At 67.2% G+C, this 18,015-nt stretch carries 18 protein-coding genes; 13 read left to right on the forward strand and 5 right to left on the reverse strand.

Features of this window, described 5'->3' with window-relative positions:
* Positions 1 to 338 precede the first annotated feature (338 nt).
* A complete protein-coding gene (locus AAG816_RS01835) occupies positions 339 to 902 on the forward strand; it encodes a peroxiredoxin (RefSeq protein WP_341987635.1) in 564 nt (187 codons plus the stop codon).
* A gap of 34 nt (positions 903 to 936) precedes the next feature.
* Here AAG816_RS01835 and AAG816_RS01840 read toward each other — a convergent pair whose 3' ends face one another.
* Both AAG816_RS01840 and AAG816_RS01845 read right to left on the reverse strand, forming a co-directional pair.
* Complete coding sequence (locus tag AAG816_RS01840) at positions 937 to 1,590, reverse strand: uracil-DNA glycosylase (RefSeq protein WP_341987636.1); 654 nt, start codon at positions 1,588 to 1,590, stop codon at positions 937 to 939.
* A gap of 36 nt (positions 1,591 to 1,626) precedes the next feature.
* On the reverse strand, positions 1,627 to 2,232 hold the full coding sequence (locus AAG816_RS01845; protein WP_341987637.1) for an NYN domain-containing protein: 606 nt from the start codon (positions 2,230 to 2,232) through the stop codon (positions 1,627 to 1,629).
* 200 nt (positions 2,233 to 2,432) lie between these two features.
* Between AAG816_RS01845 and rpoZ the strand changes: the two genes are divergently transcribed.
* Positions 2,433 to 2,819 (forward strand): DNA-directed RNA polymerase subunit omega, encoded by a 387-nt coding sequence (gene rpoZ, locus AAG816_RS01850; protein WP_341987638.1) that lies wholly within the window; start codon positions 2,433 to 2,435, stop codon positions 2,817 to 2,819.
* A gap of 331 nt (positions 2,820 to 3,150) precedes the next feature.
* Here the strand turns inward: rpoZ and rimO are convergent, their stop codons facing one another.
* Entirely contained in the window at positions 3,151 to 4,485 is a 1,335-nt protein-coding gene (gene rimO / locus AAG816_RS01855) for a 30S ribosomal protein S12 methylthiotransferase RimO (RefSeq protein WP_341987959.1), read from the reverse strand.
* Between the two features lie 294 nt (positions 4,486 to 4,779).
* Here rimO and AAG816_RS01860 point away from each other — a divergent pair, with 294 nt between their 5' ends.
* A complete protein-coding gene (locus AAG816_RS01860; protein WP_341987640.1) occupies positions 4,780 to 6,144 on the forward strand; it encodes a sugar porter family MFS transporter in 1,365 nt (454 codons plus the stop codon).
* A 42-nt stretch (positions 6,145 to 6,186) separates the two neighbouring features.
* Here the strand turns inward: AAG816_RS01860 and AAG816_RS01865 are convergent, their stop codons facing one another.
* The gene (locus tag AAG816_RS01865; RefSeq protein WP_341987641.1) at positions 6,187 to 8,289 is read right to left on the reverse strand and encodes a TonB-dependent receptor; all 2,103 of its coding nucleotides are present in this window, start codon (positions 8,287 to 8,289) and stop codon (positions 6,187 to 6,189) included.
* Positions 8,290 to 8,388: 99 nt separating this feature from the next.
* A complete protein-coding gene (locus AAG816_RS01870; protein WP_341987642.1) occupies positions 8,389 to 8,838 on the reverse strand; it encodes a hypothetical protein in 450 nt (149 codons plus the stop codon).
* 874 nt (positions 8,839 to 9,712) lie between these two features.
* On the opposite strand from AAG816_RS01870, the gene exbB reads away from it, so the two are divergent.
* The 10 genes from exbB to thiL all read left to right on the forward strand — a co-directional run bounded on the left by exbB (position 9,713) and on the right by thiL (position 17,795).
* The gene (exbB, locus tag AAG816_RS01875) at positions 9,713 to 10,381 is read left to right on the forward strand and encodes a tonB-system energizer ExbB (RefSeq protein WP_341987961.1); all 669 of its coding nucleotides are present in this window, start codon (positions 9,713 to 9,715) and stop codon (positions 10,379 to 10,381) included.
* 4 nt (positions 10,382 to 10,385) lie between these two features.
* Positions 10,386 to 10,880: a TonB system transport protein ExbD gene (gene exbD / locus AAG816_RS01880; protein ID WP_341987644.1), complete on the forward strand. Its 495-nt coding sequence runs from the start codon at positions 10,386 to 10,388 to the stop codon at positions 10,878 to 10,880.
* Positions 10,877 to 11,734, forward strand: coding sequence for an energy transducer TonB (locus AAG816_RS01885; RefSeq protein ID WP_341987645.1), 858 nt, complete (start codon positions 10,877 to 10,879; stop codon positions 11,732 to 11,734). The genes exbD and AAG816_RS01885 overlap by 4 nt, the downstream gene beginning before the upstream one ends.
* A 131-nt stretch (positions 11,735 to 11,865) precedes the next feature.
* On the forward strand, positions 11,866 to 13,182 hold the full coding sequence (gene glyA / locus AAG816_RS01890) for a serine hydroxymethyltransferase (protein ID WP_341987646.1): 1,317 nt from the start codon (positions 11,866 to 11,868) through the stop codon (positions 13,180 to 13,182).
* Positions 13,183 to 13,209: 27 nt separating this feature from the next.
* The gene (gene nrdR / locus AAG816_RS01895; protein ID WP_341987647.1) at positions 13,210 to 13,722 is read left to right on the forward strand and encodes a transcriptional regulator NrdR; all 513 of its coding nucleotides are present in this window, start codon (positions 13,210 to 13,212) and stop codon (positions 13,720 to 13,722) included.
* Between the two features lie 94 nt (positions 13,723 to 13,816).
* Positions 13,817 to 14,962: a bifunctional diaminohydroxyphosphoribosylaminopyrimidine deaminase/5-amino-6-(5-phosphoribosylamino)uracil reductase RibD gene (gene ribD, locus AAG816_RS01900; RefSeq protein ID WP_341987648.1), complete on the forward strand. Its 1,146-nt coding sequence runs from the start codon at positions 13,817 to 13,819 to the stop codon at positions 14,960 to 14,962.
* Between the two features lie 185 nt (positions 14,963 to 15,147).
* On the forward strand, positions 15,148 to 15,759 hold the full coding sequence (locus AAG816_RS01905; RefSeq protein ID WP_341987649.1) for a riboflavin synthase: 612 nt from the start codon (positions 15,148 to 15,150) through the stop codon (positions 15,757 to 15,759).
* 31 nt (positions 15,760 to 15,790) lie between these two features.
* On the forward strand, positions 15,791 to 16,279 hold the full coding sequence (ribH, locus tag AAG816_RS01910; RefSeq protein ID WP_341987651.1) for a 6,7-dimethyl-8-ribityllumazine synthase: 489 nt from the start codon (positions 15,791 to 15,793) through the stop codon (positions 16,277 to 16,279).
* On the forward strand, positions 16,276 to 16,770 hold the full coding sequence (nusB, locus tag AAG816_RS01915) for a transcription antitermination factor NusB (protein ID WP_341987652.1): 495 nt from the start codon (positions 16,276 to 16,278) through the stop codon (positions 16,768 to 16,770). Before ribH ends, nusB begins: the two co-directional genes overlap by 4 nt.
* Before the next feature lie 32 nt (positions 16,771 to 16,802).
* Positions 16,803 to 17,795 carry a thiamine-phosphate kinase gene (thiL, locus tag AAG816_RS01920; protein ID WP_341987654.1) on the forward strand — a complete coding sequence of 331 codons (993 nt, stop codon included), beginning with the start codon at positions 16,803 to 16,805 and terminating at the stop codon, positions 17,793 to 17,795.
* Positions 17,796 to 18,015: the final 220 nt, after the last annotated feature.

The following is an 18,015-nucleotide window of genomic DNA, read 5'->3' on the forward strand; positions in this document are numbered from 1 at the left end:
GGCGTGGTCGCGATGCACTGCGGCTGTTCCCTGGGCGCGGCAAGAGCCAATCCTACGGCTCCTTGCGGCTGGCAGATCATGGCCTACGCAGCGGGCGATGCAATAAAATATGGCAAGGATCGCCTGCATCTGACCCGAAATGAAGCGGCGGCGGCGGTGCCGCGGGGCGCGCGCGCCGGTCGGCGCGAAAGACTTGACCGCGGCCGCTGCAAATTTGCTTAGATGGCGCTGGCGTATCGGCCTTGGCTTTCGCCGTGGGTGCCGCCCGCGACCTCAGCGCCAATTGGCGCCCGGGTCCGATCCAACGGCCGGCTGATTCTTGTGAGACGAGGTGCCCCGTGAGCGACTTCCACTCTTTGCCCGCCGATCTTCCCGTGCCGGAGGATGATGGCGCCGCCGCGCATCTGCCGGGCTTGGAATTGCCCATCATCCGCCTCGTGGGCACCCATGGCGAGCATGTGGACCTGTCCGATCTGTCCGGCCTGGCGGTGGTCTATGCCTATCCCCGGACCGCTCATCCCGAGCTGCCGTCCCCCGCCGGCTGGGATGCCATTCCCGGTGCCCGGGGCTGCACGCCGCAATCCTGCGCCTTCCGCGATCATTTCGAGGATCTGCGCAGCGTCGGGGTCAGCCATGTGTTCGGCCTCTCCAGCCAGGAGACCGAATATCAGCGCGAGGCCGCCGACCGGCTGCAATTGCCGTTCCCGCTGCTGTCCGACCATCGCTTCGAGCTGACCCGCGCCATCCGGCTGCCCACCTTCAAGGTGGAGGACAAGACGCTGCTGAAGCGCATCACCCTGATCATCCAGGATGGTGCCATCGCCCATGTGTTCTACCCGGTGTTCCCGCCGGACCAGAGCGCCGCGCAGGTGGTCTCGTTCCTGCGCGATCGGGCCGGCTAGGGCAGGATCCGCGCCGGTGGGGGGGCGGGCCTCATCAAGAGCCGGCGCGGGCGTCCTCGGCGTCCAGATGGGCGCGCACCGCGGCGAACACCGCCTGGAACATGGCCGGGGTCAGGACGCCGGTATTGGTGTTGTAGCGGGAGCAATGGTAGCTGCCGAACAGCGTCTTGCCGGCGATGACGGCCTTGGCGCCGTGGCCGAATTTGGCCCGCGACATCCGCTCGCCCAAAGTCACCACCGTGGAATCATGGGCGATCTTGCCCAAAGCGACGATGGTGGTGAGCCGGGGCATGGCGTCCATGTCGGCGGCGAGAAAGGGCCGGCAGGTGCGGATTTCCTCGGTGGTCGGCTTGTTCTCCGGCGGCACGCAGCGCACCGCATTGACGATGCGGGCGTCATGCAGGGTCAGTCCGTCATCGGGGGAGGCGGCAAAGGTGCCGCGGGCAAAGCCGAAGTCGATCAGGGTCTGATAGAGCAATTCGCCGGCATAGTCGCCGGTGAACGGGCGCCCGGTGCGGTTGGCGCCGCGCACGCCGGGCGCCAGCCCGACGATGAGCAGCCGCGCATCCATGGGGCCGAAGCCCGGCACCGGCGCGTTGAACCAAGTGGGCTCCGCCGCGCGCCATTGGGTGCGGAAGCCGGCGAGGCGCGGGCAAAGCGGGCAGTCGCGCCCAGGTTCGGCAAGCATGCGGCGGTTCGGTCTCCGGCGTCAGGTCCAGATCGATCAGGTTTCGGTCGGATCCGGCAGGGGGGCGCCCCGGCGCTCCAGGAAGCGCGGCGTCTCCTGCATGCGACCGGCCCGTTCGGAGGGGTCTCTGCCGATTTTGCCCTGGAGGTCCACCAGGTCGATGAACACATCCGCCTGCCGGCGCAGGTCGTCGGAGATCAGCGGCGGCTGGGTGGAGATGGTGGAGACCACGCTCACGCGGATGCCCCGGCGCTGCAGGGCTTCCACCAGCGAGCGGAAATCGCCATCGCCGGAGAACAGCACGATGTGGTCCACATGGCCGCATAGCTCCATGGCATCGACGGCGATCTCGATATCCATGTTGCCGCGCACCCGGCGCCGGCCCTGGCTGTCGGTGAACTCCCGTGCCAATTTCGTGACCACGGAATAGCCGTTATAATCCAGCCAATCCAGCAGCGGGCGGATCGAGGAGTATTCCTGATCCTCCACCAGGGTCGTATAGTAAAAGGCCCGGAGCAGATATCCGCGTCCCTGGAACTCTTTTAATAGCCGTTTATAATCGATATCGAATCCCAGCGACTTGGTCGCGGAATATAGGTTCGCGCCGTCGATGAACAGCGCAATTTTCTCCAAACCTTGCATGCAACCGCCCGCTGGTAATGTTTTAGTTACGAACTTTGAAGAGTTTTAAACTGGACCTTAAGCGCATTTCTCGAACAAGCCGCGGCGAAGTGCAAGCGAAAAACGTATCCCGCGCTTGCCGCAACCTGGCAAATACGATATACGGCCAATCTTTCCCATCCCTTGCATCGCGATCCTGCGCCCTTAGGAGTGCCGACTTCATGGCCCGTGTCACCGTTGAGGATTGCATCGACAAGGTCGACAACCGCTTCGAGTTGGTCCTCCTCGCCGGCCATCGCGCCCGCATGATCTCCTCCGGTTCGCCGATCACCATCGATCGAGATAACGACAAAAATCCGGTGGTCGCCCTGCGCGAGATCGCCGACGAGACCGTCAGCCCCGAGGATCTGAAGGAAGACCTCATCCACTCGCTGCAGAAGTATACCGAGGTGGACGAGCCGGAGCCGGAGCATGTGCCGCTGCTGGGCAACAGCTCGGGCTCGGGCGACGATTCCGACGTGGTGTTCGACCGCATGACCGAGGAAGAGCTGCTGGCCGGCCTCCAGGGCCTGGTGCCGCCGGAACAGACCGACGACGACGAGGGCTGAGCCCTTCCGGACGGCGGGACCTTGGGGTCCCGTGGCGTTCGGTCTTTGAGGATGCCGAAGACACAGCGCCGGCGGCGCGCCAGAGGGCGAGCCGCCGGCGCTGTGCGTTTGGGCGGCGCATCGGCGGGGGCCTTGGCCGGGAGAAGCCGGTCAGGCGAGCCTGGACACGGCCGGCTGAAATCTGTGGACGGTATCCGGGGGAGACGCGCCGCCGCCCCGTGCGGGCGTGTCACGGCACATGCGGCTGCCGCCGCTGTCGCATGACAGTGTTATGCGACAGCGGACCTGACGGGGAATTGAGGGGAACTTCGCGGCGTTCCGCGCGGACGTGTCAGAAGCCGACGGCGGTGCCCACCAGGTCGTAGGCGTCGGCGGCGTCGATCTTGACCGTGGTGATCTCGCCCACCCGCAGCGGCCGGCGCGAGGAAATCCGCACCGAACCGTCGATCTCCGGGGCATCGCCCTTGGTGCGGCCAACGCCGCCGCCGGGGCCGACCTGATCGATGATGACCTGCTGGCGGGTGCCCACCTTGCGCTTCAGCCGGCGGGCGGAAATCACCTGCTGGGCGCGCATAAAGCGATCATAACGCTCAGCTTTTACCTCTTCGGGCACGGCATCTTCCAGGCCGTTGGCCGGGGCGCCGGCCACCGCCTCATATTTGAAGCAGCCCACCCGGTCCAGCTGGCCTTCCTCAAGGAAATCAAGCAGTTCCTGGAATTCAGCCTCGGTCTCGCCGGGGAAGCCGACGATGAAGGTGGAGCGCAAGGTCAGCTCCGGCACCGCCGCCCGCCAGCCCAGAACCCGCGCCAGGGTCTTCTCCTGCGCCGCCGGCCGCTTCATCCGCCGCAGCACCGAGGGGCTGGCGTGCTGGAACGGAATATCCAGATATGGCAACACCTTGCCGGCGGCCATCAGCTCCATCACCCGGTCCACATGGGGGTAGGGGTAGACATAATGCAGCCGAACCCAGGCCCCGAGCTCCCCCAGGGCCTCGGCCAGGTCGAAGAAGCGGGTGGACCAGTCGCGGTCCTTCCAGCGGCTCTCGGCATATTTCAGGTCCACCCCATAGGCGGAGGTGTCCTGCGAGATCACGAGGAGTTCCTTGACCCCTGCATTCACAAGCTTTTCCGCCTCGCGCATCACCTCGTTGAGGGGGCGGCTGACCAGGTCGCCGCGCAGCTTGGGGATGATGCAGAAGGTGCAACGATTGTTGCAGCCCTCGGAGATCTTCAGATAGGCATAGTGGCGGGGCGTCAGCTTGATGCCGTGCTCGGGCACCAGATCCAGGAACGGATCGTGCCGGGGCGGCACCGCCTCATGGACGGCCGCCAGGACGCTCTCATATTGCTGCGGCCCTGAGATCGCCAGCACGCTGGGATGAACCGCACGGATCTGCTCCGGCTCGGCACCCATGCAGCCGGTGACCACCACCCGCCCGTTCTCCGCCAAGGCTTCGCCGATGGCCGACAGGCTTTCGGCCTTGGCGCTGTCGAGGAAGCCGCAGGTGTTGACGATCACCAGATCGGCGCCGTCGTGGTTGCGGGTCAGCTCATAGCCCTCCGCCCGCAGCCGGGTGACGATGCGCTCGCTGTCCACCAGCGCCTTCGGGCAGCCCAGGGAAACAAACGAGATGCGCGGCGCACCGGAGGGCGGGCTGGTGGGCATGTGGGTGGGCGCGAGTTCAGCCATGGCGCTACGCGCGGGTCCATTGTTGTGCGAGAGGCCTGAGGCGTTACGGGAGGACGGCGCCCCCGTCAATCCCGGCGGGGACCGGCGGGCGCAGGGACGCCATGCATTTTCAGGGGGTGCCCTCTTCCGGGTGGCGTCGGTCGGGCCGGAATGGCGGGCGATGGCGGGGCGGCCCTTGAGGCCCCGCTTGCGCTTCACAGCCCGGGCGCGGCGCTCTACAAAACCTCGGGACCCCGGCATCCAGAGCCGGGGAGGGGAGGGTCGAAGCTCATGGTGTACCTTATCGCCTCGATCGCAGGCATCGCCGGCCTGCTGTTTGGTTTCGACGAAGGCGTCATCGCCGGCGCCCTGCATCTCCTGCGCGCCGAATTCGGCATTTCGCCCTTGGCGGAAGGCATCATGACCGCCACGGTCCCGCTGGGCGCGGTCGGCGGCGCGCTGATCGGCGGATGGCTGGCCCGGCCCGTGGGGCGTCGCAAGCTGTTGCTGGGCGCGGCTTTCCTGTTCGTGGTCGGCGCGCTCCTGTCGGCGCTGGCCCCCAGCCTGATCCTGGTGTGCGTGGCGCGCCTGCTGCTGGGCCTCGCCATCGGCGTCGCCGCCATGATCGCTCCGCTCTATATCTCGGAGACCGCCCCGGCCCGCATTCGCGGCATGCTGGTGTCCATTTACCAGCTCGCCATCACCCTCGGCATTCTGGGCGCCTATCTGGTGGGCTACACCTTTTCCGACTCCTGGCGCGCCATGTTCGCCGCGGGCATCGTGCCGGGGGCGGCACTGCTGATCGGCATCGCCATTCTCTCCGATACGCCGCGCTGGCTGGTGCTGCGCGGGCGCCGGGAAGAAGCGCGGGCGGTGATCGCCAAGACCCAGAGCCTGCCGATCGATGACCGCCTGGTCACCGCTGAATTGTCCGCCATCGAGGCGGCGGCGCAGGTGGATCTGGCGCAGGGAAGCTGGCGCGATTTGTTCGGCCCGGTGGCGCGCCCGGCGCTGATCGTCGGCATGGGCCTGTTCCTGTTGCAGCAGCTCAGCGGCATCAATGCGGTGATCTATTTCGCCCCCACCGTGTTCCGCCTGTCCGGCTTCGATTCCACCTCGACGCAGATGCTGGCGACGGTGGGCATCGGCGTGGTCAATGTGCTGGTGACGGTGCTGGCCATGGGGCTGATCGACCGCATCGGGCGGCGCAAGCTCCTGTTCATCGGCTTTGCCGGGGCCGCCTTGAGCCTCGGCCTCATTGCCGCCGCGGCGGCGACCGGCTCGCCGGACCTCCAAATCCTGGCGCTGATCGGGCTGGTGCTCTACGTGGCCTCGTTCGCCATCAGCATCGGCCCGCTGCCGTGGGTGATGATGTCGGAGATCTTCCCGCTGCATCTGCGCGGACCGGGCATGAGCGCGGCCTCCATCACCAATTGGGTGTTCAACTTCATCGTCGTGCTGACCTTCCCCGTGCTGGTGGCGGACATCGGCCTGGCCGGCGTGTTCTCCATCTATGCCCTGGTGTGCGTGGCGGGGGTGGTCTTCACCGCGCGCCTGGTGCCGGAGACCAGCGGCATTTCGCTGGAGGACATTGAGAAGCATCTGAAGGGCGGCAAGCCGTTCAGCGCCCTGGCGCGGTCCGTCAAGGCGGCGTGACGCAAAGCCCCCGGCCGCCACGCGCGGCCGGGGTCGTCCCTGTCAGAAGGCGAAGCGGGTGCCGACCGTGACCGAGCGCCCATTGCCCGGCTCGAACAAGGCCTGGTTGGCGCTCGCCCGCGCGGTGACGTTGGCGCTGGCGATATAGTTCACGTTCAACAGGTTGCGGGCATCCAGATAGATGGACGGGCCTTTGCCGCGATCGTAGCCGGCGCGGAAGTTCAAGAGCGCATAGGGCGATGAGTCCAAAGTGTTGGCGTCGTCCACATAATAGGCGACCGGCACCCATTCCACGTTCGGCCCCGCGTAGAAGCCGCTGGGATGCTTGTAGAGCAACTCGGCGCGCAGGTAATGCGGGGGAATGCCGGGCAGGCGATTGTTGCCCCACACCGGGTCATTGTTGAAATAGAAGTCGCTATAGGTATAGGCGACGTTCAACCACACTTGGTCCGTGACCGGGCCGGCGGTGAACAGGTCTTTCAGAACCGCCACGCCGAAGCCGGCTTCCAGGCCCTGGTGAATGGTGCTGCCCAGATTCACCACGGTGCAGGTCAGGCCCAGCGTATTGCCGGGGTCCTGACACTGGAGTTCGTTCTCCACCCAGGAGCGATAGAGCGAGACGTCCCAGGTGAAGTTCGGTTGCCGCCCACGGGTGCCGATCTCGATGGTGGTGGCGGTCTGCGCCTGGAGATTGCCGATGATGGGATCGACGAAGTTCGTCAGCTCCGAGAAGGTCGGCACCTCTCCCGAACGCGAGACATTGCCATACACCTGCGCCCCGGCCGCGGGCTCGAACACGAAGCCGGCCTTGGGCAGGAACAGGTTGTACTCATTGCCGCCGCTCTTGGCGTTGTAGAAGCCGGTGCGGTCGAGGGTGGCGTTGAGAAACTGGAACGCGCCAACCAGCGAGAATGTGGGCGTCAGGTAGAAATTGTCTTCCACATAATAAGTGGTGTTGGTGGCGGCATCGTTGGAGAAATAGGCAAGCGCACCGGCATTGCCGGCATTGTTGATGTAGCGCTTCGCGTCGGTCGTCCCGGTGCCGTAATTGATGCCGGCCACCAGGCGGTTGTTGAAGCCGCCGATGGTGCGCTCGTCCACCAGGCGGGTGAAGGCGCCATATTCCTCGTAATTATAGTTCAGGACCTGGAAGATCGGGTGGTTGAGGTCCTTGTTGGTGTAGAACACGCCGGCGTCGAGCTTGGTGGTGTCGGACAAGACCACCGTGGTCTTGTTGGCCAGCCGCACGGATTCGATATTGCGCTGGTAGTTCAGCAGCACATTGCCGGGCGCCGCGGTCTGCGGTGAGTTCAGCGCGACGGTCTTCGAGACGGCGCCGGGGATTTCCTGATTGACGTTGGTGGCGTTCAGATAAAAGCGCGTCTCCACATTGTCGTTCACCTGGATGCCGAAATTGGCGCTGCCGCGGGTGTTCTCGCCCGAAGAGTGCTTGCGGTAGCCGTCCTGGGTGATCCACGAGCCGGTGACAAAGCCGTCGAATGCTCCCTGGGCTCCGCCGGCGCTGGCCTGGAAGCGGTAGAAGCCGAACGAGCCGGCGTCCACCCGCACGACGGCCGGGTCCGCATCGCGGCCGGTGAAGGTGACGAAATTGATCGCACCCCCCAAGGCATTGGCACCGAACTGGTAGCCATTGGCGCCCTTGAACACCTCCACATATTGGAATGCGGTGGGGTCGATCTCCTGGAAGTCGCCGCCGCCATCCACAGAGCTGAGCGGGATGCCGTCCTGGAACAGCTGGATGCCGCGCAGATGTGAACTGCGCGAGATGCCGGATCCACGGATGGAGAGGCGGGTGTCTTCGCCCCATTTGGGCTGGGCGAACACGCCGGGCACGAAGTCCAGCATGTCCTTGACTGTGGTGGCGCGGGTGTTGGTCCAGGCATCGTCGGTGACCACTTCGACGCCGCCGGGCGTGAGTTCGATGGCGGCGCGTGCCTCTGCGGCTGAGGGGACGGTCAGCGAGCCGCCCGGCCCGGCCTGGACGCTCACCACCGGCAAGGCGACGGTCGCGTCTTCGGCCAAAGCCGAGGCGGGCAGGGAGAGGAGGGCGGTGGCGGCCAGCAATGCGCGGCGACTCGCCCGGCCCCGAAGGGCGGGACGGTGAGGGGGGATGAAGGCGGGCATGGCGATATCCAAGCGCCGACGCGCAGACGCGCATCCTGGCGGCAGGTGGGATGAAAGGCGGGCGGGATGAAAAGCAGGCGGGGCGCTCAGTGCCGAAGCTCAGCCCTGCGACGGCGGTGCGCGGGGGCGGGCGCTCTCGAACAGCGGAACCGGGGCGACGGCCCGCGTCACGGCGGGGGCGATGGCCTGCGCCAAATCGAACGCCCGCGGCGGTTCGGCGGTGGGAATGCCTAGCAGGACCGGTGTGCCGCCGGCCAGGGGGCAGGCGTTGCAGTCATGGAAGACGCGCGCCGGAGCGGTGCCGCCATGGTCGGCGCCTGCGCCCCCGTCGGATGGGGCAGAGAGGCAGAGGGTGAAGGCATCGGCGGCGCCGGGCGCCGCCATGGCCCCGGCGGCAAGACCGGCGAGAACCGCCTGCAGGACCACCAGATAAGCGGCAAGCCAATGGCCGAGCGTCGATGCAAGCCCGCGACGCCGCGCGCCGAGCGGCGTGCCGTCGCAATGGCACCCCCGCTGGTCAACCTTGGCGCCGTGGCGTTTCGCCGACAACCCGCTCTCCCTCAAACCTGATTCTCTACTTCAACATCCGACCCAGCCAGATCGGGTGAGGCCGGCCGGAGCGGTATCATTGATGTGGCAGTATCCACGACCGTTCTGCTCGGGTGCTGTCGCATCCTGGCTTCAACTTTGCCATCATTCTGCCTAGCACGCACGCGCGCCGACGTAACGGCAGGAACATGCGTCACGGCGGCGCAAGACTGGAGCCTGTCCAAACTAGCGCCGAGGGGTTCCGCGCTGCGGGATGTTGGCGCTATAAGTTCGTCAGCCAGCCAACCCTTTGCGGGGACGCCAGCCAAATTTGCAGAAATCGATTGCTGGTGGACGCGCGATGATGAAACGCGATGTGTCTTGCATGCCCGTGGCATGTACCCGGAGTGCAATGGCGACAGCGGTGCTGCTGTGTTGCGTCGGTCTATTCCCTGCGGCGGCGGTGGCCCAGGATCCTCTTCGTCTGGCACAGGCGACGACAGTCCCGTCGACAGCCCCCGCGGTCTCGGCTCCGGCAGCTGTCCCGTCGGTGCCGACCGTGTCGGCGCCTGCCGGTGCCCGCCCCGCGGCCTCACCCGCGCCGGTTTCGGGCTCGGCGGCCCCGGTGGCGCCCGCGCCTTATTCCGGCGCGGCGGCAGGTCCGGCCGTCCCGGCCGCGGTTTCCCCGATACCTGTTCCCGCCGCGCCAGCTGCTTCCGCCACCGTGGGCGCTCCTGCTGCTGCCGCTGGCCCTGCGTCCGCCACTCCGGCCACCCCATCGGCCGCTGGCGCTCCGGATGGCACGCCTTCGGCGCCGGTGGTCGGCGAGGGCCATGTGCCCCGGCCCGCCGGCACGGCCGGTGCGGGGCTGCCCCATGATCTGTCCCCATGGGGGATGTTCATGGCCGCTGCCATCGTGGTGAAGGCGGTCATGGTGGGGCTTGCCTTTGCCTCGGTGGTCACCTGGACCATCTGGCTGGTGAAGATGATCGAGCTGGTGTCGGCCAATCGCAAGGTTCGCCACGCCCTCCATATCCTGCGCCAGTCTCCGACCCTGATGGCCTCGGCCCGCGGCCTGCCGAAGAATGGCGGCGCGGCGGCGCGGCTGGTGCTGGCGGCGCTGTCCGAGGTGGATGCCTCGCGCGCCCTGCCGGCGGAGGGCATCAAGGAGCGGGTGGCGATTTCCCTCAATCGCATCGAGGCCGGGGCCGGACGGCGCATGTCTCTGGGCACAGGACTTCTGGCCACCATCGGGTCCACGGCGCCGTTCGTCGGCCTGTTCGGGACCGTCTGGGGCATCATGAACAGCTTCATCGGCATCTCGAAATCGCAGACCACCAGCCTCGCTGTGGTGGCGCCGGGTATCGCCGAAGCGCTTTTGGCGACTGCCATCGGCCTGGTGGCGGCGATCCCCGCTGTCATCATCTACAACGTGTTTGCCCGCGCCATCTCGAACTACAAGGCCAGCCTGTCCGACACTTCGTCCGAGGTGATGCGGCATCTGTCGCGCGATCTCGATCGGGAACAGGCGGGCGCCACGCGGCTGCGCGCCGCGGCGGAGTAGGCGCATGTCTGCCAAGCTCGATCTCGGCGGGGACGATCTCGTCGAAAATCACGAGATCAATGTCACGCCGTTCATCGACGTGATTCTGGTGCTGCTGATCATCTTCATGGTGGCCGCGCCGCTGGCCACGGTGGACGTGCAGGTGGACCTGCCCACCGCCAATGCCCAGCCGCAGCCGCGGCCCGAGAAGCCGCTGTTCGTCACCGTGCAGAACGATCTGGCGCTCTCCGTGGGCAATGATGTGGTGGCGCGCGAGGCGTTGGGGCCGGCGCTCGACAGCGTGACCCAGGGCGACAAGGCGCAGCGGGTGTTCGTGCGGGCGGACCGCGCGGTACCCTATGGCGACGTGATGGAGGTGATGAACCTGCTGCGCAATGCCGGCTATCTGAAGATCGGCCTCGTGGGCCTGGAGGCGCCCGACAGCGGGGCGGCTGCGGCTGCGGCTGCGCCACCGGCACCGGCACCGGCAGGCGCGGCGGCGCCGGGAGCCGTTCGGTGACTGCGGCCCATTGGCACGATCCCCACGACCACCGCCTGCGCGATGCCGCCGGGCGGTGGCTGTTGGCCGGTGTGCTGATTCTCTCGGTGCATGGTGCCGCCGTCTATGCCGGCCTGCATTGGCCGCACAACGAGGTGATGAGTGAGCCGCAGGCCGCTGCGGTGATGATCGATCTGGCACCCCTGCCGGTGGCGCCGCCGTCCGTGAGCGAGGATGTCGCGCCGGGGCCGCAGATGGTTCAGGCGCCCGATCCGGTGCCCGATGCGCCGGATACGCTGGAAGAGTCCGTGCCGCCGCCGACCCCTGAAGTGGTGGAGCAGCCGCTGGAAAAGATGCCAGACCTGCCGCCGCCGCCTCCGGTTGCGGAGGCCGTGCTGCCGACGCCGCGCCCGGTGGTGCAGGAGCCGCCTCCGCCCGAAAAGAAGAAGCCCGACGAGAAGAAGCCGGAAAAGAAGGCGAGCCGCAGGCCCGCCGCGCCCGTGACCAGCGCGGCACCTAAATCCGATGCACCCACCGCCAATGCCCTTGCCGCCCCCAGTTCCGGGGCCACATCCTCGCAATCAGCGGCACCGGCCACCTGGCGCAGCATGATCGTGGCGCATCTGAACCGGAACAAGAAATATCCGGCAGAATCGCGGGCCCGCAGGGAAGAAGGGGTGTCGCGCCTGCGCTTTACCATCGACCGCAGCGGGCGGGTCGTCGCCGCGAGCCTTGCCGGCACCTCCGGCCATGCGGCTCTGGATGGCGAGACGCTGGAAATGGTGCGCCGCGCCTCGCCTTTCCCGGCCCCGCCCCCGGAAGTGGCGGGTGCCACCGTCACCTTCACCGTGCCGGTGGATTTCAACGTCCGCTGAGGTCACCGCGCGGCGCAGGGCTGCCGCGCGGTGGGCGGCTTTGGACTTGGGCGGCACGCTATGATAAGCGAGCGCTCCTGCTGGCCGCCGTCGCCGCGTGGCCGTCGCACCGAATGTTTCGGAGAATACTCATGGCATCGCTCGCTGCGAACAGCGCCTCCGCCGCCTCGTCGGAGATGAACCGCTTCTTCTCCGCCTCTCTCGCCGAGGCCGATCCTGAGATCGCCGCCGTTGTGCAGGCGGAACTGGGCCGCCAGCGCGAGGAGATCGAGCTGATCGCCTCCGAGAACATCGTCTCGCGCGCCGTTCTGGAAGCGCAGGGCTCGGTGCTCACCAACAAATATGCCGAGGGCTATCCGGGCAAGCGCTACTATGGCGGCTGCCAGTTCGTGGACGTGGCCGAGACGCTGGCCATCGAGCGCGCCAAGAAGCTGTTCGGCTGCGGTTTTGCCAATGTGCAACCCAACTCCGGCAGCCAGGCCAACCAGGCTGTCTTCTTCTCGCTCATGCAGCCGGGTGACACCTTCCTCGGCCTCAACCTCGCGGCCGGCGGTCATCTGACCCACGGTTCGCCGGTGAACATGTCCGGCAAGTGGTTCAATGCCGTGCCGTACGGCGTGCGCGAGGACGACCAGCGCATCGATTATGACGCGGTCGCCCAACTGGCGGACCAGCACAAGCCGAAGGTCATCGTGGCCGGCGGCTCCGCTTATCCGCGCCTGATCGATTTCGCCCGCATGCGCCAGATTGCCGATAGCGTCGGTGCCAAGCTGATGGTGGACATGGCCCATTTCGCCGGCCTCGTGGCCGGTGGCGCCCATCCGAGCCCGTTCCCGCACGCCCATGTGGCCACCACCACCACCCACAAGACCCTGCGCGGCCCGCGCGGCGGCATGATCCTGACCAATGACGAGGATCTGGCGAAGAAGTTCAACTCCGCCATCTTCCCCGGCATCCAGGGCGGCCCGCTGATGCATGTGATCGCCGCCAAGGCGGTGGCCTTCGGCGAGGCGCTGCGGCCGGAGTTCAAGGTCTATGCCAAGAACGTGGTGGAGAACGCCCGCGCTTTGGCGGAGAACCTGCGCAGCCATGGCTTCGATATCGTCTCGGACGGTACCGACACCCATCTGATGCTGGTGGATCTGCGGCCCAAGCGGCTGAACGGCAAGGTGTCGGAGACGGCGCTGGGTCGGGCCCACATCACCTGCAACAAGAACGGCATTCCGTTCGATCCCGAGAAGCCGGCCATCACCTCAGGCGTGCGCCTCGGTACCCCGGCGGGCACCACCCGCGGATTTGGCGTGGCGGAATTCCAGCTCATTGGCGATATGATCGCCGAGGTGCTGGACGTTCTCTCGCAGAAGGGCGTCTCGGAAGACACGCTGGTGGAAGAGGCGGTGCGCGGCAAGGTGAAGAGCCTGCTGGACCGTTTCCCGATCTACAACTGATCCCAGACGGGAAGGGGCGTTTCAAGCATGCGGTGCCCCTATTGCGGCAGCCTGGATACCCAGGTGAAGGACAGCCGGCCCACCGAGGACAACACCGCCATCCGCCGCCGCCGGGTCTGCCCGGACTGCGGCGGACGGTTCACCACCTTCGAGCGGGTGCAATTGCGCGAGCTGATGGTGGTGAAGCGCTCCGGGCGCCGGGTGCCGTTCGATCGCGACAAGCTGGCCCGTTCGGTTGAGATCGCCCTGCGCAAGCGGCCGGTGGAGACCGAGCGCGTGGAGCGCATGTTGTCCGGTCTGGTGCGTCAGCTGGAAAGCCTGGGCGATACCGAGATCCAGTCCGAGACCGTTGGCGAAATGGTCATGGAAGGGCTGAAGCAGATCGATGATGTCGCCTATGTGCGGTTCGCGTCGGTCTATCGCAATTTCCGCGAGGCCAAGGATTTCGAGAGCCTGCTGGGGGAGTTGTCCCTTGATGGCGAGGGCAAGGCGGAAGCGCTGGCCAAGCTGAAGGGCGATGTGCCGGGCAAGACCGAGTGAGGGGCGAAATCTGCCTCGCGGCTTTTGCCCTTGGCTGCCCTTGCGATTTTTCCTGAGACCCTGGCGCTGAGCCTTCTGTGATGAGCCTCCTGTCATGAACTCTGCTCCGGGCGCCCCCAGCGTCAGTTCGCCCGAAGAGGACGAGGCCCTGATGGGCGAGGCGCTGGCGGTCGGCCAACTGGGCCTCGGCCGCACTTGGCCCAACCCCTCAGTGGGGGCGGTGGTGGTGCGCCAGACCTCCAGTGGTCCCCAGATCCTCGGCCGCGCCGGCACCGCGCCGGCCGGACGTCCCCATGCGGAGCCACTGGCCCTCGCCCAAGCCGGCGACGCGGCGCGTGGGGCGACGCTCTATGTGACCCTCGAGCCCTGTTCCCATTACGGCCGCACCCCGCCATGCGCCGATGCGGTGATCGCCGCCGGCATCACGCGGGTGGTGGCCGCCATTGAGGATCCTGATCCGCGGGTGCGAGGCAGGGGCGTGGCCCGCATGCGCGCCGCCGGCCTGTGGGTGACCGTGGGCGTCGGCGCCGAGCGGGCCCTTGAGGATCATGCCGGCCACATCCGCCGCGTCACCCGCGGTCGCCCCCACGTGATGCTGAAGATGGCGATCTCCGCCGATGGCAAGGTCGGCTTGGTCGGGCCGCAGCCGCGGGCCATCACCGGCGAAGAGGCCCGCGCGCGCGTCCACGCCATGCGGGCACAGGCGGATGCCATCCTGGTGGGCATCGGCACCGTGCTGGCGGACGATCCCCGCCTCACCAGCCGCGTGCCGGGGCTGGAAGACCGCTCGCCGCTGCGGGTGGTGCTGGACAGCGACCTGCGGCTGGCGGTGACCTCCACCCTGGTCCGCACCGCGGCGCAGGTCCCGGTGTGGGTGATCTGCGCGGAAGACGCCCCCGCTGACCGCGAGAAGGCCCTTGTGGATCTGGGCGTGGAGGTGCTGCGGGCGCCGCGAACTGCCGCGGGCGGGCTCGATCTGGCTGCGGTGACCAAGTTGCTGGGGCTGCTGGGCGTCACCCGGCTGATGGTCGAGGGTGGGCCGCATGTGGCCGCGGCCTTCTTGGAGGCCGGGCTGGTGGACGAGGTGACGGTGCTGCAATCGCCCGATACCGTGGGCGAGAGCGGCATTCCCGCCTTGCCTGGGCGCCCGCTGTCCCGACTGCTGGAGCCGGTGGGGTTCGCGGTGGTGGAGCGTGCGTCTCTCGGTCGAGACCGGTTGACGCGCCTGTGGCGCCACTGACCGGCATAGGCGTGTCGGCCGCGAATTTGTCGAGCCGGATCACAATCCCTGGTGATTGACCGCTTGAAATGTGAACACTCTGATCAAATCTGCTGAACCTCCGTTCTCGCCGTTGAGCCAAGGTCGGGCAGGCAAGGGCAGTCAAGATCCACACCAGGGCGGGATGTCCCGCACGGACGACACATATGTTCACAGGCATTGTCACCGACCTCGGCGAGATCGTCGATATCAAGGCGCATCACGAGGTGCGCACCCTTTCCATCGCCTCCGACTACAAGGCGAAATCCATCGAGATCGGCGCCTCCATCGCCTGCAATGGCGTGTGCCTGACGGTGACGCAGGTGAAAAAGGGCGGCCCCAGGCGCGCCGTGTTCCAGGTGGATGCGGCGCCCGAGACCCTGGCCATCACCACAGTGTCCGATTGGCGCGCGGGTGACCGGATCAATCTGGAGCGGGCGCTGGCCATCGGCGGGGAATTGGGCGGGCACATCGTCACGGGCCATGTGGACGGCATTGCCGAGGTGGTGGGACGGGAGGATTTCGAGGAAACCAGCCGTTTCACCTTCGAGGTGCCGGACGCTTTGGCGCGCTTCATCGCTGCCAAGGGCTCGGTTTGCCTCGACGGCACGTCGTTGACGGTCAACACCGTGAAGGGCAATCGCTTTTCCTGCCTGCTCATTCCCCACACCCTGGCGGTGACCAGCTGGGGCGCGATCGGCAAGGAGTCACAGGTCAATCTCGAGGTGGATCTGATGGCCCGATATGCCGCGCGGCTTGCACAGTTCGAGCCGGGCTAGTACGCCTCGCGGCGAATGTGGAGATGAAGTCATGGTAAGCACGCGCAATGAACGGGCGCGCACCGGGACGCCCGTGAAGGGTGCCCGCGTGCTGATCGTCGAAGGGCGCTATTACGAGGCGCTGGCGGACGAGCTCCTGGCCGGCGCCCGCGCCGTTCTGGAAGCGGCTGGCGCCGTGGTCGAGGTGATCACCGTGCCGGGCGCACTGGAAGTGGCGATCGCCGCCGAAATCGCCCTGGAAGCGGCCGCTGATTCCGACAAGCCCATTGAGGCGGTGGTGGCGCTGGGCTGCGTCATCCGCGGCGAGACCTACCATTTCGAGATCGTGGCCGGTGAATCCGCCCGCGCGCTGATGGATCTGGGTCTGACCCATTCCATGCCTTTGGGCAACGGCATCCTCACGGTGGACACCGAAGCGCAGGCGTGGGAGCGCGCCCGGGTCAGCGAAGGCAACAAGGGCGGTGGCGCGGCCGAGGCGGCGCTGAACCTGCTGCGCCTCAAGCGCCGGGTCTGGGCATGAGCGAGCCCGTCCCCACCGCCACGCCGGCCTCCAAGCCCATGCGCAAGGCCGCCGCGCGCCTCGGCGCCGTGCAGGCGCTCTATCAGATGGACGTGGCCGCCACTCCGGTGAACGAGATCCTGGCTGAATTCGAAAGCCATTGGCTTGGACAGGAAATCGAGGGCGACCAGTACCCCGATGCGGACATGACTTTGTTCCGCACCGTGGTGCAGGGCGTGCTGGCCGAGCAGCGCACCATCGATCCCCTGGTAGACGAGGCGCTGACCGCCGGCTGGCCGTTGCGTCGGGTGGAAGTGGTGCTGCGTGCGGTGCTGCGGGCCGGGGCCTATGAGCTCATGTCCAAGCCGGACGTGCCCGCCCGTGTGGTGATTGCGGAATATGTGAACGTGGCCGGGGCCTTCCTGGATCGCGATGAGACCGGCATGGTCAATGCGGTGCTGGATTCCCTGGCGCGCGATCTGCGTGCGAGCGAATTCGCCAAAGGTGCGTGATCGGTCCGTCCTGAGATGGGGTGTGGTGTGAGATGACGGCGGGAAGCGGCGAAGACGACATCATCGCCCGTTTCTTCCGGCCCATCGCCACCAGCCCGGCCGCCCGCGGCCTGTTCGATGATGCCGCGATCCTGACACCGCCACCGGGCTGCGATCTGGTGCTCACCAAGGATGCCTTGGTGGCCGGTGTGCATTTCTTCGCCGACGATCCGCCCGCCTCGGTGGCGCGCAAGGCGCTGCGCGTGAACCTCTCCGATCTCGCCGCCAAGGGCGCGAGGCCTTTGGGCGCGCTGCTGGCGCTGGCGCTGACCCGCCCCATGGACGCGGCGTGGCTGGAAGCCTTCGCCGCCGGCCTTGGCGCTGATGCGGCTCTGCACGGCTGCCCAATCCTCGGTGGAGACACCGTCAGCACGCCTGGCCCCATCAGCATCTCCATCACCGTGCTGGGAACGGTGCCTAGCGGCCAGTTCGTGCCCCGCACCGGCGCTGCGCCCGGCCAGGCCATCGTGGTCTCCGGCACCATCGGGGATGCGGCGCTGGGCCTGCAATGGCGGCTAGACCCCACGCGGGTTGGCTTCGCCCCCCTCACCCGGGAGGCCCAGGCGCATCTGGCGGACCGCTACCTGCACCCCCAGCCGCGTCTCGCCTTGGCCGACACCCTGCGGGCACATGCGGCTGCGGCGATGGATGTATCGGACGGTCTGGTGGGCGACATCACCAAGATGCTGTCCGCCTCCGGCTGCGGCGGAACGCTCTATGCCGCGCAGGTGCCGCTCTCCGACGCCGCACGGGCGGCGATTGCGCTGGAACCGGCCTTGCTGGCCACTGCGCTCAGCGGCGGCGACGATTATGAAATCGCGGCCACAGTGCCTTCGGCCAAGCTGGCGGCCTTCATGGCCTCTGCGGCGGCGGCCGGCGTGCCGGTGGCGGTCATCGGCGAGACACGCGCGGAGGGGGGACTAGATATAGTGGGCCCCGGTGGCGTGCCCCTGCATCTGGAGCGTGGCAGTTTCAGCCACTTTTGACGGCTGCAGCAGCGATTCTCTGCCCCAACCCGCACGGCGCAGCGGTTGTCCATGCGGATTCCGGAAACTTCGCCGGCTTGTGGATGACGTGCATAAGCGCCCTGCGGTTTCCCGGTCCGGCAGGAGCGCTATCCACAGCCCGAAATCGACCGCAAAGGGCTGGCGGTGAAGGGCTGTTAGGACTTTATTAACAGGGGCGCCGCACTATATTTAGTAGGCG

The sequence above is a fragment of the Azorhizobium sp. AG788 genome (genome assembly GCF_943371865.1).
GTDB lineage: Bacteria > Pseudomonadota > Alphaproteobacteria > Rhizobiales > Xanthobacteraceae > Azorhizobium.

Excerpts from the sequence above, each read along its gene's own strand:
- AAG816_RS01865 (WP_341987641.1), bottom strand. The coding sequence starts at position 8,289 with ATGCCCGCCTTCATCCCCCCTCACCGTCCCGCCCTTCGGGGCCGGGCG.
- thiL (WP_341987654.1), top strand. The coding sequence starts at position 16,803 with ATGACGGCGGGAAGCGGCGAAGACGACATCATCGCCCGTTTCTTCCGG.
- AAG816_RS01840 (WP_341987636.1), bottom strand. The coding sequence starts at position 1,590 with ATGCTTGCCGAACCTGGGCGCGACTGCCCGCTTTGCCCGCGCCTCGCC.
- rimO (WP_341987959.1), bottom strand. The coding sequence starts at position 4,485 with ATGCCCACCAGCCCGCCCTCCGGTGCGCCGCGCATCTCGTTTGTTTCC.
- exbB (WP_341987961.1), top strand. The coding sequence starts at position 9,713 with ATGTTCATGGCCGCTGCCATCGTGGTGAAGGCGGTCATGGTGGGGCTT.
- rpoZ (WP_341987638.1), top strand. The coding sequence starts at position 2,433 with ATGGCCCGTGTCACCGTTGAGGATTGCATCGACAAGGTCGACAACCGC.
- AAG816_RS01905 (WP_341987649.1), top strand. The coding sequence starts at position 15,148 with ATGTTCACAGGCATTGTCACCGACCTCGGCGAGATCGTCGATATCAAG.
- nrdR (WP_341987647.1), top strand. The coding sequence starts at position 13,210 with ATGCGGTGCCCCTATTGCGGCAGCCTGGATACCCAGGTGAAGGACAGC.
- ribH (WP_341987651.1), top strand. The coding sequence starts at position 15,791 with ATGGTAAGCACGCGCAATGAACGGGCGCGCACCGGGACGCCCGTGAAG.
- ribD (WP_341987648.1), top strand. The coding sequence starts at position 13,817 with ATGAACTCTGCTCCGGGCGCCCCCAGCGTCAGTTCGCCCGAAGAGGAC.
- nusB (WP_341987652.1), top strand. The coding sequence starts at position 16,276 with ATGAGCGAGCCCGTCCCCACCGCCACGCCGGCCTCCAAGCCCATGCGC.
- glyA (WP_341987646.1), top strand. The coding sequence starts at position 11,866 with ATGGCATCGCTCGCTGCGAACAGCGCCTCCGCCGCCTCGTCGGAGATG.
- exbD (WP_341987644.1), top strand. The coding sequence starts at position 10,386 with ATGTCTGCCAAGCTCGATCTCGGCGGGGACGATCTCGTCGAAAATCAC.
- AAG816_RS01860 (WP_341987640.1), top strand. The coding sequence starts at position 4,780 with ATGGTGTACCTTATCGCCTCGATCGCAGGCATCGCCGGCCTGCTGTTT.
- AAG816_RS01845 (WP_341987637.1), bottom strand. The coding sequence starts at position 2,232 with ATGCAAGGTTTGGAGAAAATTGCGCTGTTCATCGACGGCGCGAACCTA.